The sequence below is a fragment of the Azoarcus sp. PA01 genome (genome assembly GCA_001274695.2).
In the GTDB taxonomy this organism is placed as follows: Bacteria; Pseudomonadota; Gammaproteobacteria; order Burkholderiales; family Rhodocyclaceae; genus Aromatoleum.
Window position 1 is genome coordinate 578,832 of the sequence record LARU01000002.1, and the last position, 22,548, is coordinate 601,379.

At 67.7% G+C, this 22,548-nt stretch carries 19 protein-coding genes; 13 read left to right on the top strand and 6 right to left on the bottom strand.

Annotation, left to right across the window (positions count from 1 at the left end; genetic code table 11):
- Positions 1 to 140: 140 nt before the first annotated feature.
- From PA01_03715 to PA01_03730, 4 genes are all read left to right on the top strand, one after another.
- Positions 141 to 1,550, top strand: a complete 1,410-nt coding sequence (locus PA01_03715) for an ATP-binding protein (GenBank protein KON80846.1) — start codon at positions 141 to 143, stop codon at positions 1,548 to 1,550.
- Positions 1,540 to 2,163: a permease gene (locus tag PA01_03720; protein ID KON82284.2), complete on the top strand. Its 624-nt coding sequence runs from the start codon at positions 1,540 to 1,542 to the stop codon at positions 2,161 to 2,163. The genes PA01_03715 and PA01_03720 overlap by 11 nt, the downstream gene beginning before the upstream one ends.
- Positions 2,160 to 3,563: a sigma 54-interacting transcriptional regulator gene (locus tag PA01_03725; protein ID KON80847.1), complete on the top strand. Its 1,404-nt coding sequence runs from the start codon at positions 2,160 to 2,162 to the stop codon at positions 3,561 to 3,563. Before PA01_03720 ends, PA01_03725 begins: the two co-directional genes overlap by 4 nt.
- A 217-nt stretch (positions 3,564 to 3,780) precedes the next feature.
- Entirely contained in the window at positions 3,781 to 4,110 is a 330-nt protein-coding gene (locus PA01_03730; GenBank protein KON80848.1) for a BON domain-containing protein, read from the top strand.
- Positions 4,111 to 4,198: 88 nt separating this feature from the next.
- On the opposite strand, the gene tldD is transcribed toward PA01_03730, so the two are convergent.
- The 3 genes from tldD to PA01_03745 all read right to left on the bottom strand — a co-directional run bounded on the left by tldD (position 4,199) and on the right by PA01_03745 (position 10,458).
- On the bottom strand, positions 4,199 to 5,644 hold the full coding sequence (gene tldD, locus PA01_03735; GenBank protein ID KON80849.1) for a metalloprotease TldD: 1,446 nt from the start codon (positions 5,642 to 5,644) through the stop codon (positions 4,199 to 4,201).
- An 81-nt stretch (positions 5,645 to 5,725) separates the two neighbouring features.
- On the bottom strand, positions 5,726 to 6,565 hold the full coding sequence (locus PA01_03740) for a carbon-nitrogen hydrolase family protein (protein KON80850.1): 840 nt from the start codon (positions 6,563 to 6,565) through the stop codon (positions 5,726 to 5,728).
- Complete coding sequence (locus PA01_03745; GenBank protein KON80851.1) at positions 6,565 to 10,458, bottom strand: TIGR02099 family protein; 3,894 nt, start codon at positions 10,456 to 10,458, stop codon at positions 6,565 to 6,567. Before PA01_03745 ends, PA01_03740 begins: the two co-directional genes overlap by 1 nt.
- 139 nt (positions 10,459 to 10,597) lie before the next feature.
- Here PA01_03745 and glnE point away from each other — a divergent pair, with 139 nt between their 5' ends.
- The 5 genes from glnE to PA01_18530 all read left to right on the top strand — a co-directional run bounded on the left by glnE (position 10,598) and on the right by PA01_18530 (position 16,752).
- Positions 10,598 to 13,282, top strand: coding sequence for a bifunctional [glutamate--ammonia ligase]-adenylyl-L-tyrosine phosphorylase/[glutamate--ammonia-ligase] adenylyltransferase (glnE, locus tag PA01_03750; protein KON80852.1), 2,685 nt, complete (start codon positions 10,598 to 10,600; stop codon positions 13,280 to 13,282).
- A 115-nt stretch (positions 13,283 to 13,397) separates the two neighbouring features.
- Positions 13,398 to 14,903, top strand: coding sequence for a CHAD domain-containing protein (locus PA01_03755; protein ID KON80853.1), 1,506 nt, complete (start codon positions 13,398 to 13,400; stop codon positions 14,901 to 14,903).
- Positions 14,904 to 15,000: 97 nt separating this feature from the next.
- Positions 15,001 to 15,453 (top strand): histidine phosphatase family protein, encoded by a 453-nt coding sequence (locus PA01_03760; GenBank protein KON80854.1) that lies wholly within the window; start codon positions 15,001 to 15,003, stop codon positions 15,451 to 15,453.
- A 148-nt stretch (positions 15,454 to 15,601) separates the two neighbouring features.
- Positions 15,602 to 16,531, top strand: a complete 930-nt coding sequence (locus tag PA01_03765) for a hypothetical protein (protein KON80855.1) — start codon at positions 15,602 to 15,604, stop codon at positions 16,529 to 16,531.
- Between the two features lie 47 nt (positions 16,532 to 16,578).
- The gene (locus PA01_18530; GenBank protein ID KAI5913026.1) at positions 16,579 to 16,752 is read left to right on the top strand and encodes a hypothetical protein; all 174 of its coding nucleotides are present in this window, start codon (positions 16,579 to 16,581) and stop codon (positions 16,750 to 16,752) included.
- A gap of 30 nt (positions 16,753 to 16,782) precedes the next feature.
- On the opposite strand, the gene mnmA is transcribed toward PA01_18530, so the two are convergent.
- From mnmA to PA01_03780, 3 genes are read right to left on the bottom strand one after another with little or no spacing between them, the layout of a single operon-like run.
- Complete coding sequence (gene mnmA, locus PA01_03770) at positions 16,783 to 17,880, bottom strand: tRNA 2-thiouridine(34) synthase MnmA (protein ID KON80856.1); 1,098 nt, start codon at positions 17,878 to 17,880, stop codon at positions 16,783 to 16,785.
- Positions 17,881 to 17,896: 16 nt separating this feature from the next.
- On the bottom strand, positions 17,897 to 18,610 hold the full coding sequence (locus PA01_03775; GenBank protein ID KON80857.1) for a hypothetical protein: 714 nt from the start codon (positions 18,608 to 18,610) through the stop codon (positions 17,897 to 17,899).
- Positions 18,611 to 18,621: 11 nt separating this feature from the next.
- Positions 18,622 to 19,077, bottom strand: coding sequence for an NUDIX hydrolase (locus PA01_03780; GenBank protein ID KON82285.1), 456 nt, complete (start codon positions 19,075 to 19,077; stop codon positions 18,622 to 18,624).
- Positions 19,078 to 19,367: 290 nt separating this feature from the next.
- Here PA01_03780 and PA01_03785 point away from each other — a divergent pair, with 290 nt between their 5' ends.
- The 4 genes from PA01_03785 to PA01_03800 all read left to right on the top strand — a co-directional run bounded on the left by PA01_03785 (position 19,368) and on the right by PA01_03800 (position 22,537).
- On the top strand, positions 19,368 to 20,288 hold the full coding sequence (locus PA01_03785) for a branched-chain amino acid transaminase (protein KON82286.1): 921 nt from the start codon (positions 19,368 to 19,370) through the stop codon (positions 20,286 to 20,288).
- A gap of 10 nt (positions 20,289 to 20,298) precedes the next feature.
- Positions 20,299 to 20,499 carry a zinc-finger domain-containing protein gene (locus tag PA01_03790; protein ID KON80858.1) on the top strand — a complete coding sequence of 67 codons (201 nt, stop codon included), beginning with the start codon at positions 20,299 to 20,301 and terminating at the stop codon, positions 20,497 to 20,499.
- 107 nt (positions 20,500 to 20,606) lie between these two features.
- Entirely contained in the window at positions 20,607 to 21,038 is a 432-nt protein-coding gene (locus PA01_03795; protein ID KON80859.1) for a nuclear transport factor 2 family protein, read from the top strand.
- Positions 21,039 to 21,124: 86 nt separating this feature from the next.
- On the top strand, positions 21,125 to 22,537 hold the full coding sequence (locus PA01_03800; protein KON80860.1) for a phosphomannomutase/phosphoglucomutase: 1,413 nt from the start codon (positions 21,125 to 21,127) through the stop codon (positions 22,535 to 22,537).
- Positions 22,538 to 22,548: the final 11 nt, after the last annotated feature.

The following is a 22,548-nucleotide window of genomic DNA, read 5'->3' on the forward strand; positions in this document are numbered from 1 at the left end:
GAATTAAATATGTTTCTTAATGTCGCCATGAAGCGACAAAGGTGTAGCCGAAAAGCGCCAGTTTGCATTTCCTTACGGACCGCGAGTGAAGCCTCACACTAAACTGCGACGCCGGACTTCGCGCCATTCGCCGGCCGTCCATGTCTCGCCTGTCCTTCAGTTCCACGCTGCTTGCGAGCTTTCTGCTCATCGCCGCGATCCTCGGCACCGCCGCGCTCGGCGGACTGCTGACGCTGGAAGACTTCGCGGCGCGCAGCCGCGAAGGCGCGAAGCACGCGCTCGGCTTTTCCAGTGCACTCCAGGAACTGGGCGAGCGCACGGTGGATTTGGAACGCAGTGCGCGCCAGTTTCTGGTTCTCGGCGATCCCGTACTGCTCGAGCGGTTCGAGCAGGCGCGCGACGACTCGATGACGGCGCTGGTATGGATCGGGGGGCTCGGCAGCGCGAAATCGCAAGGGCTCGTCAACCAGTGGAGCGACGCCGCCGACCGCGCCGCGGCCGCGTTGAACGCTCGCGCGGGAGCGGACGCCGTTCTCCAGGCGCTGGGCGAGTTGCCGACCCTCAACGAGCAGCTCGCCGCGGAACTCCGTCTGCAGCTCGAGGCGGAGTCGAAACGGCTGCTCGACGAGCTCGACGGCAATAGGGAACAGCTGGCGTGGCATCTGCTGGTGGCAGTGGCGGCGGCCTTCCTGCTCGCCGCACTCACCGGGTGGTGGGTGCTGCGTCCGCTGAACAGGGTCGAAGGCGCGATCGAAGCGCTCGGCGAGAGTCGCTTCGACGAACCGGTGATCATCGGCGGGCCGGCCGACCTGCGCCGGGTCGGGCGGCGACTGGACTGGCTGCGAGTGCGCCTCGCGGACCTGGAGGCCAACCGTACGCGAGTACTGCGCCATGTCTCGCACGAGCTGAAAACTCCGCTCGCATCCTTGCGCGAAGGCATCGCGCTGCTCAAGGACGGCGTCGTCGGCGAGCTCACGCCAGGGCAGCACGAAGTGGTAGGCATTCTCGAACACAATAGCCGTGCGCTGCAGCTACGCATCGAAGGATTGCTGGGCTACAACGCGGCGGTGTTCGACGCGCGCAGGCTCAAGCGCCGGAAAGTGGCATTGCGTCCGTTGCTCGAGTCGGTGGTCGCGGAACAGCAATTGCAGATACAGAGCCGGAATCTCCACGTCGATATCGACGTGAACACGAATGTCCCGCCATTGACTGCCGACCCGGACAAGCTGCGAATCGCGTTAGCGAACCTGGTCGCGAACGCGATTTCGTTCAGTCCGCCAGGCGGGGAAGTGCGACTGAAAATCGCATGCGAGCTGCGCGGGGTGAGGATCGACTGCATCGATGAGGGCCCCGGCGTGCCTGAAAACGAGTCCGAGCGCATTTTCGAACCTTTCTACCAGGGTAGTCGGCAACCTGCGATGCCGCGCCATGGCAGCGGTCTGGGCCTTTCGATCGTGCGCGAATTCGTCCACGCCCATGGCGGGAAAATCGAGCTGCTGCGGACCTCGGCAGGCGCTCATTTCAGGATTGCGCTGCCCAATGAAAGCTGAAAGCGAAACCGCTCGCTTCGCCTCGTCAGGTCCGGCAGTTTCTGCGGCCCGACGCCGGTGGTGCGTCGGAAAGACGTTCTTCGCGGTGCTGACTGCCGGCCTGCTCGGAGCGTGCGCAAATCTGGCTGCGCCGGGGTCGGGCGGCGACGAGCGCGCAGTCGAGAGCGCGATCGAGTACTACCATTTCGTCCGCAAGCTCGGGCCGGCCGAGCTGGAACGGGAACGCGACGCCCTGGCAGTCGGCGGGAGCGACCCGCTGAATCAGCTGCTCCAGGCGATCGCGCTCGCCCGCCCGCCGGGAAGCAATGTTCCGCGCGCGCTGGCGCTGCTGGAAGTCGTCGAGGCCTCAGCTCGGCCCGAAGCGGTCGCGTTGCGTCCGCTGGCGCGCCTGCTTGCCGATCAATTTGCCGAGCAGCGCCGTCTCGAGACGGCGGCGCGATCCCTCACCCGGCAACTCGAACACACCGGCCAGCATCTCAAGGAAAGCCGCCGGCATGCCCGACAGCTCGAGGAAAAGATCGAAGCGCTGACCGAGATCGAACGCACGCTGCCGGAGCGCCCGGCGGCCCATGCGGCACCGCCGCCCCCGCCGGAACGGAGGATCACGCGATGAAAGCCACTCACAGCCCTGCCCCCACTGGCGGCGCCCATCTGCTGCTCGTCGACGACGACACCGACCTGCTCAAGCTGCTGTCGTTGCGCCTGCACGCGAGCGGCTACCGCGTCAGCACCGCCGAGACGGCGGAGGCGGCGCTCGGACGCATCGCGGTCGAACGCTTCAGCCTGGTCGTCAGCGACGTGCGCCTGCCGGACCGCGACGGACTCGCGCTGTTCGAGGAAATCCGGCGCACCTGCCCCGTGCTGCCGGTGATCCTGCTCACCGCGCACGGCAGCATTCCCGACGCCGTCGAAGCGACTTCCCGCGGCGTCTTCGGCTATCTGACAAAACCTTTCGACAGCCAGGCGCTGCTCGAGAAGATCGCGCAGGCGCTGCAGGTCGGCGGTCCGATGCACGTCGGGGACGACGCCGACGACGGCGACTGGCGCGATGAAATCATCAGCCACAGCAACCGCATGGCGACTGTCCTCGACGAAGCCCGTCTCGTCGCCGCGTCCGATGCGAGCATCCTCATTCGCGGCGACAGCGGCACCGGCAAGGAATTGCTCGCGCGTGCAATCCATCGCATCAGCAGCCGCGCGAACGCGCCGTTTGTCGCGATCAACTGCGGCGCGATTCCGGAACAGTTGCTCGAGTCGGAACTCTTCGGCCACGTCAAAGGCGCTTTCACCGGCGCGGCAACGGCCAACACCGGGCTTTTCCTCACCGCCCATCGCGGCACGGTGTTTCTCGACGAGATCGGCGACATGCCGCTCGCGCTGCAGGTGAAGCTGTTGCGCGTGCTGCAGGAACGTGCCGTGCGTCCTGTCGGCGCGAGCCGCGCCGAGCCGATCGACGTGCGGATCATCTCCGCGACGCACCGCGACCTGGAGCTCGCGCTGGCCGAAGGGCAGTTCCGCGAAGACCTCTTCTACCGGCTCAACGTCGTCAGCCTGACCTTGCCGACGCTCGACCAGCGCCGCGAGGACATCCCGCTGCTCGCCAACCATTTCCTTGAGGTGATCGGGCGCAAATACCACAAACGACTGCGCGGTTTCGCCCCCGAAGCGATGGAAGCGCTCGCGACCGCGGCATGGCCGGGAAATATCCGCCAGCTGCAGAACGTCGTCGAACAGGCCTGCGCGCTCGCGACGACGTCCCTGATCCCGCTCGCACTGGTCGAGCGGGCGCTGCGCGTACCGAGCATCGAAGCGCTGAGCTATGCGGAAGCGAAGCAGCGCTTCGAACGCAACTACCTCATCCAGCTCCTCAAACTCACCGACGGCAATGTTTCGGACGCGGCGCGGCTCGCGGATCGCAACCGCACCGAGTTCTACCGCTTGCTGCAACGGCATGCGCTGACGCCGAGCCTGTTCCGCGATGGGGGAATTGTCGCCCGCGAACGACAGCAATAACGCCTTCGATACAAGGTCTTGCGTCGGACCCCGCGTTTTGGTCGCCCCTGCCCGACAAAATGCGGCCGGGCAGCAGGCGGACACACATCCTTCCCCCTCCCTCGTTACGCAACCCGTTGATCGAAACGGCCATTCGGCAACCGGCATGAAGTCTGCTACAAGGCGAGGGATCCGGCCTTCGCCTTTTCAGCCTGTTTATTGCACAAGGAGCCCGCGCATGATCAGACGGAAGACTATTGCCTCCGTGCTCACTACCACTGCAATCGCTTTCTGCATCGCCCCCACCCCCGCCCGGGCAGCGCACATGGCTTCCGCAGCCGCGCCGCCGAACGAACGCGACCGCGGGCTGCAGCGCGACGTCAAGAGCGCGCTTGTCGCCGACCCAACGCTGCAGCAGACCCATATCGCGGTGTTCGCAGATGGGGGGCAAGTGACGCTCGCCGGCGTCGTCACCACCGCCGCGCAGCGGGACCGCGCACAGCGCAACGCGATGGCGGTGCGCGGCGTGCGCCAAGTGGAGAACACGATCGAGGTCGCCGAACCCTGAACAGACCTGCCGAACGCGCGCAGGCGGCAAGGCCGTCGGGCGCCGCCTACGCACCCCACCACTAGGGACGCAGAGGCGCGGGTGATCTTCAGCCGGTCCCGCCGACGGTCAAGCCATCGAGGCGCAGCGTCGGCTGCCCCACGCCGACCGGCACGCTCTGGCCATCCTTCCCGCACGTACCGACGCCCGGATCCAGGGCCATGTCGTTGCCGATCATCGATACCCGCGTCAGTGCATCCGGGCCGTTGCCGATCAGCGTCGCGCCCTTGACCGGACGCGTGACCTTGCCGTTCTCGATCAAGTAAGCCTCCGCGGTCGAGAAGACGAACTTGCCCGACGTGATGTCGACCTGCCCACCGCCGAAATTGGCTGCGTACAGGCCTTTTTTCACCGACTTGATGATCTCCTCATGCGACCTGTCGCCGTTCAGCATGTAGGTGTTCGTCATGCGCGGCAGCGGCAGGTGGGCGAACGACTCGCGCCGGCCGTTGCCGGTCGGCTTCACGCCCATCAGGCGCGCGTTCATCGTGTCCTGCATGTAGCCGGTGAGGATGCCGTCCTCGATCAGCACCGTGCATTCGGTCGGGGTGCCCTCGTCGTCGATCGTCAGCGAGCCGCGGCGATCCGGCAACGTGCCGTCGTCGACGACCGTGACGCCTTTCGCCGCGACCTGCTGCCCGATGCGTCCGGAGAACGCGGAACTGCCCTTGCGGTTGAAGTCGCCTTCGAGGCCGTGGCCGATCGCCTCGTGCAGCAGGATGCCGGGCCAGCCCGGCCCCAGCACGACGCTCATCGTACCGGCCGGGGCCGGCGCGGCGCCGAGATTCGTGCGCGCCTGATGCACCGCCGCGACTGCGTATTCGCGCAGCCGATCGTCGTCGAAATAACCGTAGTCGAAGCGTCCGCCACCGCCGCCGCTGCCTTGCTCGCGGTCGCCGTTGTCTTCCATGATCACGGTGACCGAAACCCGCACCAGCGGACGCACGTCGGCCGCCATGTGACCGTCGCTGCGCATCACCATGACGACTTCCCACGAGCCGGAGATGTGCGCCATCACCTGCGTGACGCGCGGGTCTTCGTCGCGTGCGAAGCGTTCGAGCCGTTCGAGCAGCTTCACCTTGGCGGTGTCGTCGAGCGACGCAAGCGGATCGTCGCTGCGGTACAGGCGCGGCACGCCGGCGTGCGGCCGGACCGCGACGCTGCGCTGGCCGCCGGCATCGGCGATCGCCCGCGTCGCTTCGGCAGCTGCCGTCAGCGCCGGCAGCGAAATGTCGTCGGAGTAGGCGAAAGCGGTCTTCTCGCCGCAGATCGCGCGCACCCCGACGCCCTGCTCGATGTTGAAGCTGCCGGACTTGACGATGCCTTCCTCGAGGCTCCAGCCTTCGGAACGGTGATACTGGAAATACAGGTCGGCATAGTCGAGCCGGTGGGTCAGCAGCTTGCTGAACACTTTTTCGAGTTCCGGATGGCCCAGATCGTAGGGGTTCAGCAGGTAGCGGTCGGCAACCTTAAGCGAGTTTTGTGTCGGGCTCATTGTTTGTCCAGTCGTTGGGTCGCCCCGTTCGACAGGGCCGACCCGATAAAGGTCACCGGAGTCTCATCCGGCACCCCGAGTTCAGGTTGCGAGGCAGCGGTGCCGCAGCGCCGGCAGGCTCTCGCGCACCGCCGCGAGACGCGCCGGATCGAGGTCCGCGACCACGACGCCGGTCCCTTCGTCCCGGCAGGCGAGCACCTCGCCCCACGGGTCGACGATCAGGCTGTGTCCCCAGGTCACGCGCCCGCCCGGGTGACGTCCGCCTTGCGCCGGCGCCATCACGTAGCACTGGTTTTCGATCGCGCGCGCACGCAGCAGCACTTCCCAGTGGTCGCGACCGGTCGTCCACGTGAAGGCTGCGGGCAACACGATCAGATCCACATTGCCCATCGCGCGGAAGAGCTCGGGAAAACGCAGGTCGTAGCACACCGACAAGCCGACGCGGCCGCACGGCCCGTCGAACGTCACCACGTCGCGCCCGGGCTCGATTGTCGCGGCCTCGTCGTACTGTTCGCTGCCCTTGCGGAAGCCGAACAGATGGATCTTGTCGTAGCGCGCGACCTGCTCGCCGCTCGGGTCATACACCAGCATGCTGTTGCGGACCTTGCCATCCGCGTCGGCGACGAGCGGAATCGTTCCGCCGACGAGCCACACGCGATGACGCACGGCAGCTTCGCGCAGAAAGTCCTGCAGCGGGCCCTCGCCTTCGGTCTCGCGGATCGCGACCTTCGCCGTTTCGTCCGGCGTGATCAGCGGAAAATACTCCGGCAATGCGACGAACTGCGCGCCGCCGGCCGCGGCTTCGGCGACCAGCGCGGCCGCGACGCGAAGGTTCTCCGCGACGTCGGCGCCGGACACGGTCTGGATCGCCGCAATCCGGCATGCTCCGGGCGAAGGATCTGGAGGCACGTTCACGTTCATCATTCCTGGTCAGGTTGCGGATTCGCCACGGCCGAACGGCCGGCGAGCTTCTCGACCTTCGGGTCCGCCCAGCTGCCGGTGATCGCGTAATTGAAGGCGAACAGCTTTTCGATCGGGTCGCTGAGCGCTTTCTGGGCGACGTAGGCGACGACGCCGGCGATCGGATTGATCAGTCCGGCCGCAGTGCCGATCGCGACCGATTCGGACAGCGTCGGCTGAACGGTGACTTTCAGATCCTGGGTTTCCCGTTCGACGTCGGCCGAGCCGCTCATGCGGATCCGGGCCGCCGGGCCGCGGATCAGCAGATCATCAGTGCGCATGACGCCGGCGCTGACGTCGATGCTACCGGAAATGCGATCGAACGCGAATCCTTCGCTGAGGACGTCGCGAAAATCCAGCGTCAGCCGTCGCGGCAGCGCCTGCAGGCTGAGGACGCCGAGCAGGCGGCCCATGCCCGGCTCGAGCTTGCGAAACTGGCCGCTGGCCGCTTCGACCCGCATCCCGCCCGACAGCGACGGGTAGTGGATGCGCGTCGGCGCGCCGCTCCAGCCGAGCTTGCCGCTGAGAACCGCCTGCCCGCCGCGCACCGCCTCCTCGTAGCCCATGCGCGTCGCGAAACGGCCGATGTCGTTGGTTTCGAGGCGGAAATCGAGCGCGGTACTGGCGCGGGCGCCGGGGCGCCACTCGCCGCGCCCGGTGAGCGTCGCGTCGGCATTGGCGATCGCGAGGGCATCGAGATGCCAGAGCTCACCGCGGTTGCGCGCCTGCAGCTCGAGGCGTCCCAGGTCGATGCCGCGCAGCACGAAGCGGTCGGCGACGACATTCAGTCCGGGCAGCCGGCGCGGCGGCTCGTAGGCTTCGAGCCGATCCGCGCTGCCGGTTTCGCCCTCGTCCGCGCCACCCCCGACGACAAGACGCGTCAGACGCGCCTGGAGGGCGCCTTCGCCCCGCTCGCGCCAGTCGAATTCGCCTTCGACTTCAGCGCTCGCGATGCGCCCCTTCCAGCCGCCGGCATCGGTTCGCGCAGCGATCCCCACTTCCGACAGGGTCTGCCCGAATGCCGTCGCGCGCTTCGCCTGCAGCTCGATGCCTGCCAGCGGCGGCAGCTGCCCGGCCGCAACACTCACGCGCGGCTCATCACTCGCGCTGTCCTCGTCCTCGAAGACCGCGCGCCACGCATCGACGTCGAGTTCATCGAGGTCGGCGACCACCATGACGCCGCGTTCCGCGTGGCGCAGCGGCGCAAACAGCGCCAGTCCGCCTCGTTCGATCTCCCATCCCTGCTCGCTGCGTCGCCGCACGAGCTCGAGTTCGGCGCGCCCTTCAAGCGAGACGCGGATATCCTCACGCGCGCCGCCGGGAAAAGCGAGCGCGACGTGCAGCGGCCACCGCGCCGTCGCACTCTTGTTCATTGGCGCCGGCAGGCTCGACGCGACGCCCGACAGGTCGGAGTGCACGACGACATGAGTCTGCTGCGCGCGCAGGTCGATCGTCGCCTGCCACGGCAGCGTCCCCGACAGGTGCGCGAGCACCGGCCAGTCCTGCGTCTGCCGCAGCGCCTGGATGCTTGCCGCACCTGTCGCCCTGAAGCTCACGCCACCGTCCTTCGCGGCATCGGCGACCAGTTGCATCGGTTCGCCGAAGAGCCGTCCGTGCGCACTCGGGATCGCCAGGTCTTTTTCGGTGAAACGCACCCTGCCCGCAGCTTCGGTCACCGGCGGCAACGCGTCGACGAGCCACAGTCGATTGTCGGCGAAGCGGAATTCGCCTTTCACGGTGCTGTCGGCGATGTCGCGCAGCGGCATCACCAGCTTCAGGTCGAGCGTTCCGCGCCCCTCGGCGCGCATGCCATCGGTGAAACCGTCGATCCGCCCGCTGACCGGGCTCGCCGAGACGAAGCGGAGAAACTCCACCGTCGGACCGCTCGCGCGCCCGTCGATCGTCATCACCTCACCGGCAGGCGCGTCGAGCTCCGGCACCGCCGCGACAACGCGGCCCAGCGTCGTGCCGAAAATGCGCGCCCGCTCGGCAATGATCCGCATCCCGGGCCCCTCGAAACGCACTTCGCCGTGGATATCGGTGATCGCCGGCCAGCCTTCGGCATAGTCGAGGCTCGCTCCGGCGACGCGCGTCGTCACCAGGAACTGGCCCGATTTACCGTCGCGGAACGGAAAGTCGTCGAGCTTGCCCCGGAGACGCAACCGCACCTCCGGCACCGTACCGCCGCCGAGGCTCTGGCGCAGCCAGTCGCGCGTCGCGTCATTGACGACTTTCGGCAGATAGCGCCACACGGCCTTGCTTTCGGCGCGCGTCAGGTGCGCCGCGAGGTCGATTTCTCCGCGCCCTTCGGCCGCAGGCCGGTACCAGCCGGAAGCACTGCCGGCGGCATCCGGGTTGTCGAAACTCGCACGGTCGATCGCGATTTCCAGTTGCCCGTCCTTCCGCGTCCAGCCGCCGTCGGCGCGCAGTACCGAGAACGCGAGGCGCGATTCCGGGAAGACCGCAGGCAGATCGAGCGCCATGTCCTGCCCGACGACACGGAAACGGCCGCGCTGTTCGTCGCCGTCGATCTCGCCGGACAGCCCCGCGAGGCCCGGCAGCACGCCTTGCGGGCGCAGCCCGAGGTCGTGGAATCGCGTCTTCAGGCTCCAGCTGTCCGGACGCGCGACGTCGCCGCGCCACGCGAGTTGCAGCCCCTCCAGCCGGCCGTGCGGATCGACCGCTGCCAGGCGCGCGTGCACCGCCTCGTCGAACGGCAGATGCGCCGCCAAGCGCGCGAGCACGGCGAAATCGAGCCGGTTGGCGCTGAACTGTCCCCCGGCCGGCTTGCCCTCGACCGCCTCGCGCAGCATGAACTCGAGATCGACCGGCTCGACGGTTAGACCGTCGTCGGTGACGATTTGCAGCGCGCGCGTCGATGCGCTCAGTCCCGCCCGCGAACGCCGCGCGGACAGCCAGCCGCGGGCGCTGGCGAGCTGCAGTTCGGGCAGATCCGCAGCGAGGCGCGTCGCGACCTCCTCGGCGGCGAAATTCGCCGTGAACGCTTCCGGCTGCCCGTGCGCCAGGTCCAGCCATGCCCGAACGCCGCCGCCGCCCGCCAGTTCGATCGGGTAATCGATCCACGCTCGCCATCCGCCCAAGTCGGCCTGCGCGAGCGCCAGGTAAAGCTCGCCGCTCCACGTGCCGGGCTCCGCGGGCTGTGCACTCGCGACGTCCCCGCGCAAGTCGAGCGTCGACGTGAGCGCCGCGGGAGGGGCAGCCTGCAGGCCGAAGCGGTAACGTCCCCCGGCGTGGGCGAGACGGAAATTCACGTGCTCGAGGCGCAGCTCGGGCGCTGCACGCCGCGCATCGTGCCAGCTCACCACTGCGTCGCGGATCACAATCTCGCGCTGTCCGAACAGCCAATCGGACAGCCCACCCGAAGGCGCGCCGCCCGAGGCGACCGGAATCCCGGCCACGAAGAGCTGCCCGCCGGCGTCGCGCCGCAACGCCAGTTGCGGTGCATGCAGGACGAGCCGGTGGAAGTGCGGCTGCCCACGCAGCAGCGCCGACCATGCGAGCGTCGCATCGACGCTCTCGAGCCGCAGCGCGGCACGGCCTTCGCGGTCGCGCAGTTCGACGCCGGACAGATGCAGGCGTGGACGCAGCCCCGTCAGGTCCGCCGACAGCGCGTCGATCGAAACCGGCAGGCCGACCGCGTCGCCGAGCAGCGCGGCGACGTGGCCGCGGTACTGGTCGGCGCGCGGCAGCAGCACGTCGCGCACGAACAGGAACGACAGCGCCGCGACGAAGAATGCGACCGCGAGCCCGATCGCCAGGGCACGCGATGCGGCGCAGCGGCGCGTTGCCGAGGAGGCGGCGTGTGCGGCAGGAAGGACGGAAGGAGCGTTCATCTCGACAATGCTTGAGGCCGATGCTGCACGACTGAAAACGGACAGGCTTGGCTACAATCCGCTCCACGTCCTCCGCGCCGACGCCACCACGCGACGTCAGGAGCCCGCCATTCTAACAATGATCCGGAGCTCGCCTCCCATGTCCGTCGCCTCCTCGCCGCTGCCCGAAGCGCTCCGCCACGCCGCGTCCATTTCCCGCTTCCTGTGCCGCATGCTCGCCAGCCGGTCGTGGCTCGTCGCGCAGCTCGCGGGCTCGCTTGCACAACCGCTCGACAGCGAGGCGATGTCGTCGTTTCTCGCGAGCCGCGGCCTCGACGAAGCGAGGCTGCGGGCGAGCCTGCGCGACTTGCGCAGCTGGGTCGTCTGCCACGTGCTGACACGCGACCTCAACGGCGCCGCGGACCTCACCGAAGTGACTGAAACGATGACCGTCCTCGCCGAAGTGACGGTGCGGGCCGCGTACGAAGCGCTGCGCGAAGGGCTCGTGGCGCGCTACGGTGCGCCGCTGTCGCCGACCGGCTGGGAGCAGGAGCTGCTGGTCATCGGCATGGGCAAGCTGGGCGGGCGCGAACTCAACGTGTCGTCGGACATCGACCTGATCTTCGTCTACCCCGAAGACGGCGACACCGGCGGCAACAAGGTGATCAGCAACTTCGAATTCTTCGAACGGCTCGGCAAGCAGATGATCCAGGCGCTCGCCGACGTCACCGAGCACGGCCAGGTGTTCCGCGTCGACATGCGCCTGCGGCCGAACGGCGAGTCGGGTCCTCTGGTGTGCTCCTTCGATGCGCTGGAGAACTATTTCATCACTCAAGGCCGCGAATGGGAGCGTTACGCGTGGATCAAGGCGCGCGTGCTGGCCGGCGAGCGCTATCACGAGCTCGAACAGATCGCCCATCCGTTCGTGTTCCGCAAGTACCTGGATTTCGGCTCGATCAACGCGATGCGCGCGCTGCACGCGCAGATCCGGCGCGAAGTCACGCGGCGCGACCGCGTGAACAACATCAAGCTCGGCCCCGGCGGCATCCGCGAGATCGAATTCACCGCGCAGGTGTTCCAGCTGATCCGCGGCGGGCGCGAACCGGGACTGCAGGTGCGCGCGACGCTCGCCGTGCTCGCGGTGCTCGGCGAGCGCGGCATGCTCACGCCGCAGACGGTGCGCGAACTTGCCGAAGCCTACGACTTCCTGCGCCGCCTCGAGCACCGGCTGCAGTACCTCGACGACGCACAGACGCACGACCTGCCGGGCAACGACGCGGACCGCGAGTGCATTGCGCGGGCGATGGGCTTTCCCGACTACGCGTCTTTCCTCGGCGTGCTCGATCACCATCGCGCCGCGGTGAGCCGGCATTTCGACCACGTGTTCGGCGATCCGAGCGAGGAAGCCCACACGCTCGACAGCATGTGGGCCGCGGCGCGCGACGTCGAGCAGGCCGAACCGATCCTTTCGCGCCTCGGCTACGGCGACCCATCCGGCGCCGCGCACCGGCTCGCCGCGCTGCACGGCAGCGCACGCTACCAGCAGCTGCCGAACCACATCCGCAGCCGTCTCGACGCGCTGATGCCGCGCGTCGTCGAAGTCGCCGCCGCGACGCCCGGCCCGGACGAAACGCTGGCGCGCTGCATCGACCTGATCGAGGCGATCAGCCGCCGCGGCGCCTACCTCGCGCTGCTGCAGCAATACCCGCAGGCGCTGCGCCGCGTCGCCGACCTCGTCGGCGCATCGCGCTGGGCGGCGCAGTACCTCACGCGCCACCCGATCCTGCTCGACGAACTGCTCGACGACCGTAATCTCGAACCGGCTCCCGACTGGGACGCGCTGCGCGCACAGATGCGCGACACGCTGGACACGCTCGAGCCCGACATGGAGCGCCAGATGGACGTCATGCGCGAGCAGCACCACGCGCAGGTGTTCCGGCTGTTGACGCAGGACATCGCCGGCCTGCTGTCCGTCGAGAAGCTCGCCGACCACCTGTCGGCGCTCGCCGACCTGATGCTCGAACTCGCGCTGCCGCTGGTGTGGCGCAAGATCAAGAACCGCCACCGCGAGAATCCGGCATTCGCCGTCATCGCGTACGGCAAGCTCGGCGGCAAGGAGCTCGGCTACGCGTCGGACCTCGACATCGTGTTCCTGTTCGACGACCCGGCGCCCGAGGCGCTCGAGCTCTACACCCGGCTCGCGCAACGCATCAATACCTGGCTGTCGAGCCAGACCGCGGCCGGCATCCTGTTCGAGACCGACCTGCGGCTGCGGCCGAACGGCGACTCGGGCCTGCTCGTGACGTCGATCGAGTCGTTCCGCAAATACCAGCTCGAATCGGCCTGGGTGTGGGAACACCAGGCGCTGACGCGCGCCCGCTTCGCCGCCGGCGACGCGACGATCGGTGCGGCTTTCGAGCGCATCCGCTGCGAAGTGCTGCGCCTGCCGCGCGATCTGGAGACGCTGCGCGCCGAAGTGCTGGCGATGCGCCGCAGGATGAGCGCCGCGCACGCCGGAAAAAGCGAACGGTTCAACCTCAAGCACGACGCCGGCGGCCTCGTGGATGTCGAATTCCTGATCCAGTACCTCGTGCTCGGCCACGCGCACCGCTACCCGGAACTCACCGGCAACCTCGGCAACATCGCGCTGCTGCGCATCGCCGGCGAACTCGGCCTGATTCCCCGGGAGCTCGCGACGCGCTGCGGCGACAGCTATCGCCTGTTGCGTCGCCTGCAGCACCGCCAGCGCCTCAACGGCCTGCTGTCGCTGGTCGATCCGGACGAGGTCGCCGCCGCTCGCGAACCGGTCCGGGCGCTCTGGGCAATCGTGTTCGGCAGCGCCTGAGCCCCGGCGCTCCGGGCTCCCGAGGCGCGCGCGCATCGCATCGCGCTACATGTGCCGATAACGGCACGAGGGCTATAATCAGCCACCTCTTCACTCGTGGGCTCGCCTCCTTCCGATGAGCCAGGAAATCGAACTCAAGCTCAGCCTGCCCGCAAAATCGCTTCCCGCGCTGCGCCGCCATCCGATCTTCAGCGGTGCCGCCCGGCAGGGCAACGCGGTGACGCTCGACAACACTTACTTCGACACTCCGGAGCTCGCGCTGAAGCAACGCAAAGTCGCGCTGCGCATTCGCCGCCACGGTCGGGTACAGCTGCAGACAGTGAAATGCTCGGCGGTCTCCGCCGGCGGCCTGACCCAGCGGCCGGAATGGGAACATCCGTACAGCGGCGCCTTCGACTTCTCGGCCGTCGATGCCCCCAAGGTGCTGAAGCTGCTGAAGCGGCACGAAGCGGCGCTGCAGCCGGTGTTCTCGACCCGCTTTCGCCGCGAGACGCGCCTGTACGCCCCGCGTGAAGGCGTGCGCATCCTGACGATGATCGACACCGGCGACGTGATCGCCGGCGAACAGCGCGAACCGATCTGCGAGCTCGAACTGGAGCTCGTCGAAGGGCGGCCGCTCGACCTGCTGCTGCTCGCGTCCGAACTCGCCGCCGACCTCCCGCTGCTGCCGAACGACGTCAGCAAGGCCGAACGCGGCTACCGGCTGCATCTGGGCTGGGAGCCTGACGCGATGCGCGCCGAAGCGTCCACGATCGACGCGAAGCAGACGCCGCTCGAAGCGTTCCAAACGCTGGCGTTCTCGTGCCTGCGGCAGTGGCAGGCGAACGCAGGCGCGATGACGCATGCCGGCAAGCCCGAGGAGTTCACCCACCAGCTGCGCATTGCGTTGCGGCGCCTGCGCTCGCTGCTCGCGCTGTTCGCGCCCGCGCTGCCCGCAGATTTCGTCGCCGACTGGCGCGAACGGCTCAAGCAGAATGCCGACCGCTTCGGCGCCACGCGCGACCTCGACGTGCTCTACGACGAAGTGCTCGCTCCGGTCGTCGCCACCGGGATGGAGGAGCTTTCGCTGGCCCGATTGACCGGATTGGCCGTCGCCGCGCGCGACGAAGCGCGCGACGCGGCGGTTCGCAGCCTCGACCTCGCTGGCCAGGGCCGGCTGCTGATCGGATTCACTACCGCGCTCCATGGGTTGCCGACCAGCGAGCGGATCGACGCGATCGATCTGCGCAGTTTCGCGCGCCTCCAGCTCACGCGCCTGCGCAAGAAAGTGCGGCGGCGCTTCGAAGCCGCGGCCGACCTCGTGCCGGCGCATCTGCACAAGTTGCGGATCGCGCTCAAGCGCCTGCGCTACGGCATCGAGTTCTTCGCTCCGCTGTTCCCGGCCAAGGCCGGCAGGCGCTATCTTCAGCACATCGTGCGGGTGCAGGACGCGCTGGGCTTCGTCAACGACGTCGAGATCGCGCGCGGGCGGCTGCTCGGCTGGGCCGGCGAGGACGCCGAACTGCGCGCCGCCGCCGCTTTCGTCAGCGGCTGGCACAGTCCGAGACATGCGCGCCTGGCGCGGCGTTCGCTGCGCGAGCTCGAGCCGCTGCTGTGGGGCAAGACCCCGTGGCGCCGTTGAGCGCACCAGGGCACTCGAAGCGGGCGTGCCGGTCGACGCGTCACCGGGGCGTAACCGGCCGCCTTCAGGCTGTCGCCCTTTTGACCGGGAGCAAGCGATGGATTTGTTGTTGTGGCGCCACGCGGAAGCCGTCGAAGGCAGTCCGGATCGCGCTCGTGAACTGAGCGCGCGCGGGCGCGAGCAGGCGCGGCGCATGGCACGCTGGCTCGACGAGCACCACCCGAAAGCACTTCGGATACTCGTCAGCCCGACGATGCGCACGCGCCAGACGGCGCTGGCGTTCACGCGCGATTTCGAGATCGTGCCGTCGATCGGGCCAGAAGCCGGCGTCGCCGACCTCATCGCTGCGGCGCGCTGGCCGGAGCGGCGCGGCGCCTGCCTGATCGTCGGTCACCAGCCGACGCTGGGGCGACTCGCGGCGCTCCTTTTGTGCGGTGCGGAAGCCGACTGGACGATCAAGAAAGGCGCGTTGTGGTGGTTCAACAACCGGGTGCGCGAAGGCGAGCCGCAGACGGTGTTGCGCGCCGCAATCCCTGCCGACTTCGCGTAATCGGCAGTGGCGGAGCGACACGCAGCGGCCGAAGTACCCAACATGGGGCGCATCGCGCGGGGAATGGCGGCGGAACGTGATTTCGTGCAGTGCACAACGCCCGGTTTCATGCCTAAACTGTCAGTCACATGAACCGAAATGGGCCGCCATGAACACACTGATCGCCAATGGCACTGTCCGCGTCATCGAAAACATCGAACGCGTCTACTACGACGGTTACTGGATCAAGGCCTACGATCCGCCCGCCGACTCGCTGCGCGCCAAGAAGCAGCTGATCGAAGCCCTGACGCGCCGGCTGTTCAATCACGTCGAACACGGCATCAACATTCCGGGACGCCGGCTGAACGAAGCGCGACAGGCGTTCGAGTCGGAGACCGAGCCGGCGCGCAAGCGGGTCAAGGGAGCGATGCTCGCCGGAGCGCTGTTCAACCGCGCGACCGACATCTTCACGAAACTCATGGAGCTGCAGGAACTCGGCATCGAGATCGACGAGGAAAACGCGCTGATGCGCGAGTGCGGTTTCTGTCTGCAGGAAGCGCTGACTTTCGGCAAAATGGTGCTGCACCGCAGCGGCGAAGAAGGCATCGACGAGCTGTGGGGCGAGCCGTTCCGGGCCTTCTCGATCCCGGTCGAAGCCTTCTACGACAGCCGCTACATCAAGATCGCCCAGACGCTGCGCGACATCGATCGCATTGCGCAGATCATCGTCCGCACTTTCGGCGGGACGCGGCTGTTCGAAGGCATCGAAGGCCCGGTGCTGCGCTTCACCGAAGCCGCCAAGATCAAATGCGAAACCTTGCGCACCGATCCGGCGATTTTCGACGTGTGGGCGGATTTCGCGGTGGCCGGCGAGGAACTCGCCGCGTTTGCGCCGCGGCTCGTCGGCGCGACCTCGGCGGAGGATCTGCAGCTTGCGGCCGACGGGCTGCAGCTGATCGTCAAAGGCCGCGATCTGGTCGGCCACATCACCCGGGCGCGCGTGCCGATGCCGAAGAGCACGCGCGAATACATCGAACGCTGCGAACATTACAGTGCGAGAATCCACAGCCATTTTCAGGGCTGCATGAACCTGCCCTGAATCCACCCCGGCCCGCCAGCGCGGCCGATTCTGCCAGGACAAAGTCGATGAAACGCACCGATCTCGAGAAACTCAACGGACTGAAAATCCAGGGCCGGATGAAGCGCGACGGCACCCCCGAGCGGTTCCGCTCGGGAGCCGAAAACGCGTCAAAAGCGCCGCTCAATCCGCTGATCGAAAAACTGCTGCGCAACGGCCTCGACCCCAAGAGCGGGAACTGAAACGTCCGCCGAGTCGGACCGGCGCGGCGCTCAGGCGATCACGCCGCCGCCGAGGCACACTTTCGATTCATACACGACGACGCTCTGCCCCGGCGTCAGCGCCCACTGCGGTTCCGCGAACACGATCTCGGCGCGCCCGTCGGCGATCGCCTCGATCTCGCACGGCATGTCGGGCGTGCGGTAGCGCGGCTTCGCGGTGTACACCCAGTGCGTATGCGGGTCGCGGCCGGCGATCCAGTGCAGGTCGGTCGCGCTCAGGCGGGTCGTCAACAGCGCTGGATGCTCGTGCCCCTGCACCGCGTACAGCACGTTCGCCTGGACGTCCTTGCCGGCGACATACCACGCGTCGTGCTCGCCGGCGTCGTCCTGGCGGCCCTTGATGCCGCCGATGTGCAACCCCTTGCGCTGGCCGATCGTGTGGTACATCAGGCCCTGGTGCTCACCGATGACGCGACCGTCGTCGAGGTTGCGGATCTCGCCCGGGCGCATCGGCAGGTAGCGCATCAGGAATTCGCGGAACGGCCGTTCGCCGACGAAGCAGATGCCGGTCGAATCCTTCTTCCCGGCGACATGCAGGCCGGCGTCGGCCGCGATGCGGCGCACGTCGCGCTTGTAGAGGGCGCCGAGGGGAAACAGCGTTTTCGCGAGCTGCGCCTGGTTCAGCCGGTACAGGAAATAGCTCTGGTCCTTCGTGCCGTCCTCGGCCTTCAGCAGCTGGTATTCGCTGCGCCCGTCATTGGCCCATTCGCGCACCTGTGCATAGTGTCCGGTCGCGATGCGGTCCGCGCCGAGCGCCATCGCGTGATCGAGAAAACAGCGGAACTTGATCTCGGAGTTGCACAGGATGTCCGGGTTCGGCGTGCGCCCGGCCTCGTATTCGCGCAGGAAATCGGCGAACACGCGGTCCTTGTACTCGGCCGAGAAATTGACGACTTCGAGGTCGATGCCGAGGACGTCGCACACCGACGCGACATCGACGAGGTCCTCGCGCGTCGAGCAGTACTCGTCGTCGTCATCGTCCTCCCAGTTCTTCATGAACAGGCCGGTCACGTCAAAACCCTGCTGCTTGAGCAGCAGCGCGGTCACCGAGGAGTCGACGCCGCCGGACATGCCGACGACGACCTTCATCCCGTTGGGATCGGTATTACTGGACATTCGGTCCTTCTCCATTGAGCCATTCGGCCAGCGGCAGCACGACTGCCGGCTCGCCATGATTTCCGAACCAGCTATCGACGACGAAACGCCCGCCCAGGGCGGCGCCGTCTGCAGCACCAGGCGGGGACGCATCGGGATCGCGCGCTCGCGGGATGTCGTCGACGACATTCTGGCAGTCGCACAGCGCGAGCAACAGCGGCACGTGATCGGGAACACTGCCTGCGGCAGCGGCGGCGAGCGCCGGTGCCGCGGGCCGGGGCGAGGGCGTGACCTCCTCGATCAGCGCCGAGAAATGCTGGAAGATCACGCGCGAGCGGCGCGCCGGCTCGAGCACGCGGTGAAAGCGCAGCCAGCCGCGGCTTGCCATCAGCGCGAGCAGGCGCGTCGTGGTCGTCGCGTGATCGATGCAGTCCATTCGCCCGTCGATGCCGTCGTCGAGAAAATTGCCGGCACGATCGGCCGCGATCGGCGATTGTTCCCCGGCGATCCGGTGCAACGCGGCGACCGCGAGCGATATCGCCGCCCGTTCCCGCTCCGCGTCGCCCGCGTCCGAAAACAGCCGTCCGACCTCGTCGAGCCGCTCGTCGGCAAACCGCACTTCCGCGCTCGCCGCGCAGCCGTAGTTGAAGCAGACGTCGACGGAGGCGGCCGCCTGCACGGCCCCGCAGGCAGACAGCGCGAACACGAGCGGCCAATGATGCATCGGTGCCGCGCTCAGCCCGAGTAATGCGTGATGAACTCGAGCGGGTAGCGGCGCCCGGCGATCCAGTCGTCGACGCAGCGCATCACGAGCGGGCTGCGGTGACGCGGCGTGCAGTCGCGCAGCTCGTCCGGCGTCAGCCACAGCGCCCGGACGATGCCGTCGTCGAGCGTCGCGCCGGTCGACTCGCCGAGCACCGGGCCGCCGAAAGTGAAGCGCAGGTAGGTGAGGTCGCCGTCCGGCACCGGCCACTGGTAGACGCCGACGAGGCACTCCGGGACGAAACGGTACGCAGTCTCCTCGAGCACTTCACGCGTCGCCGCCGCGACGAGCGACTCCCCTTCTTCGAGATGGCCCGCCGGCTGGTTGAAGCGCAATCCGTCGGCAGTCTGTTCCTCGACGACGAGGAAGCGGCCATCGCGCTCGATGATCGCGGCGACGGTGACGTTGGGTTTCCAGGATCGATTCATCGCTTTGCGGCGCAAAGCCGCGATTTTAGCGCCTCGGGCGCTGCCCTTGAAGGTGGCGGCGCGACGACATGAGCTGACGCGCAGGCGCCGAGAGGTTTTCGTCGTCCGCCGTCCTGTTTCACCTAACCTTCCGGCGACTTGCCGGGAGCATGGTCACGCAGCGCCCGACACGTGCCGAGAACGCGCCGCAGCGCGGCAAAAATACCGGACTTTGCGCTAGAATCGCCCGCTTGCTCCGCTTCGCCGCGGACGCTTACATCAACCTGATTTTCCGCTGGAGAACACGCACCATGTCCATGGCTGACCGCGACGGTTTCATCTGGCAGGACGGCAAACTCGTGCCGTGGCGCGAAGCCACGACTCACGTCCTGACCCACTCCCTGCATTACGGCCTGGCCGTCTTCGAGGGCGTGCGCGCGTACAACACCGCCAAGGGCACCGCGATCTTCCGCCTCGCCGAGCACACGCAGCGCCTGATCAACTCCGGCAAGATCTACCGCATGGAGATCCCGTTCTCGAAGGAAGAGCTGATGGAAGCGCAGAAGGAAGTCGTGCGCGCCAACAAGCTCGAATCCTGCTACCTGCGCCCGCTCGCATTCTACGGTTCGGAGAAGATGGGCATCTCGACGCGCGGCGCGACCGTGCATGTCGCGATCGCCGCGTGGCCGTGGGGCGCTTACCTCGGCGAGGAAGGCCTCGAGAAAGGCATCCGCATCAAGACTTCGTCCTACTCCCGCCACCACGTCAACGTCACGATGCCGCGCGCGAAGATGTCCGGCAGCTATGCGAATTCGATCCTCGCGAACCTCGAGGCGACCGAGGACGGCTACGACGAGGCGCTGCTGCTCGACACGCAGGGCTTCGTCGCCGAAGGCTCGGGCGAGAACCTCTTCGTCATCAAGGACGGCAAGATCTACGAACCCGAGATCGCGTCGGCGCTGACCGGCATCACGCGCGACTCGGTGATCCAGGTCGCCCGCGAATTCGGCTACACGGTCGACTCGCGCCGCATGACGCGCGACGACATCTACATTGCCGACGAAGCCTTCTTCACCGGTACCGCGGCGGAAGTGACGCCGATCCGCGAACTCGACAACCGCACGATCGGCGAAGGCCGTCGCGGCCCGATCACGGCGAAGATCCAGGCCCGCTTCTTCGATATCGTCAATGGCCGCGCGCCCGAATACGAGCGCTGGCTCACCCACGTCTGAGGAAATCTCCATGGTCGAAACTCGCGACAAGACTCCGTCGATCGCCGTCACCGCAGCTGACCTGCCGCTCGCCTGCCCACGTCCCGACGCCCCGTTGTGGGCGCGCCACCCGCGGGTGTTTCTCGACGTGCTGAAGGAAGGCGAAGCGGTGTGCCCGTACTGCAGCGCGAAGTACGTGTTCACCGGCGAGCATCCGAAAGGCCACCACTGAACGCCGCCGCCGCGCCGCGGCCGCTTCCGGCGGTCCGTTTCGTCATCAACGGGGGAGAAGATGCTTCCGCGCAGGTTCGCCCGGTTGCGGGCGTGGATTGAAACATCGTGAGCAAACCCATCTACACTTCGGTCGCCGAAGCGGAAGCGGCGTTCTACGATGCGCTGGCGCGCTCGGACCTCGATGCAATGATGACCGTCTGGTCGGAAGACGACGAAGTCGTCTGCGTGCACCCGGACACGCCGCGCCTGGTCGGGCTCGCCGCGGTGCGCGAGTCGTGGCGGCAACTGTTCGCCGGCGGCACGCGGCTGCAGGTGAGGACGTCCCATCACGTGGTGTGCCAGAACATGCTGCTGACGATCCACAACGTGATCGAACACGTCGCGGTCGAAGGCGAGGACCGGCTGCCGCCGCCGATGATCGCGACGAACGTGTATACGCGCGGAGCGCTGGGCTGGCGCCTCGTCATGCACCACGCGTCGCCGGCGCCGCAAAACCCGCACGCCCCGGCCCGCGGCGCGCCGCACGTCATGCACTGAACCGGCTGTAACAGCGCGGACAGCGTGCCTCGGCTGCTCTGCGATAATACCGCCCGTCATTCACCCACCTTCGACCGGCCTGCGCCATGACCCCTACTCCGAACTCCGCGACGCCCTCTTCCTACGCTCCGCCCGCTGCCGAGATTTTCAAGGCCTACGACATCCGCGGCATCGTCGACAAGACGCTCGCCGCCGAGGCCGTGCGCGCGATCGGGCACGCGCTGGGCTCCGAAGCGCGCAAACGCGCGCAGCGCGCGATCGCGATCGGCCGTGACGGGCGCCTGTCGGGCCCCGAACTGGCGGGCGCGCTCGCCGACGGCATCCGCGCCGCCGGCGTCGATGTCATCGACATCGGCTGCGTGCCGACGCCGCTGACGTACTTCGCCGCCTATCATCTCGGCACCGATTCGTGCGTCAGCGTCACCGGCAGCCACAACCCGCCCGACTACAACGGCCTGAAGATGGTGCTCGGCGGCGAGACGCTCCACGGTGACCTGATCCAGGACCTGCGCCGGCGCATCGTCGACAACGACTTCACCCACGGCGCCGGCGAGCGGCGCGAAGCCTCGGTCATCGACGCCTATCTCGACCGCGTCACGTCCGACGTGAAACTCGCCCGGCCGATGAAGATCGTCATCGACTGCGGCAACGGCGTCGCCGGCGCAGTCGCGCCGCAGCTCTTCCGCCGTCTCGGCTGCGAGCTCGTCGAGCTGTTCTGCGACGTCGACGGGACGTTCCCGAACCATCACCCCGATCCGTCGAAGCCCGAGAACCTGCAGGACGTCATCCGTGCGCTGCGCGACACGGACGCCGAACTGGGTCTCGCGTTCGACGGCGACGGCGACCGCCTCGGCGTCGTGACGAAAGCCGGACAGATCATCTACCCCGACCGACAGCTGATGCTGTTCGCAGCGGACGTGCTGTCGCGCGTGCCGGGCGGCGAGATCATCTACGACGTCAAATGCACGCGCAACCTCGCCAGCTGGATCCGCAGCCATGGGGGCCGCCCGACGATGTGGAACACCGGTCACGCGCTCGTGAAGGCAAAGCTCAGGGAAACGGGCGCGCCGCTCGCCGGCGAGATGAGCGGCCATGTGTTCTTCAAGGAGCGCTGGTTCGGCTTCGACGACGGCCTGTACGCCGGCGCGCGCCTGCTCGAGATCCTGTCGCGCGCAGCCGATGCGAGCGCGGTGCTCGACGCGCTGCCCGATGCGGTCAGCACACCGGAACTGAACATCAAGATGGCCGAAGGCGAGCCGTTCGAGCTCGTGCGCCGGCTGAAGGAATCCGCACGCTTCGACGACGCGATCGACACGATCACGATCGACGGCGTGCGCGTCGAATACGCTGACGGCTTCGGCCTCGCGCGGCCGTCGAACACGACGCCGGTCGTCGTGCTGCGCTTCGAAGCCGACTCACAACAAGCGATCGAGCGCATCCAGGCGGATTTCAGGCGCGCGATCGAAAGCGTCTGGCCGGGCGTGCACCTGCCGTTCTGAGCGACCCGCCC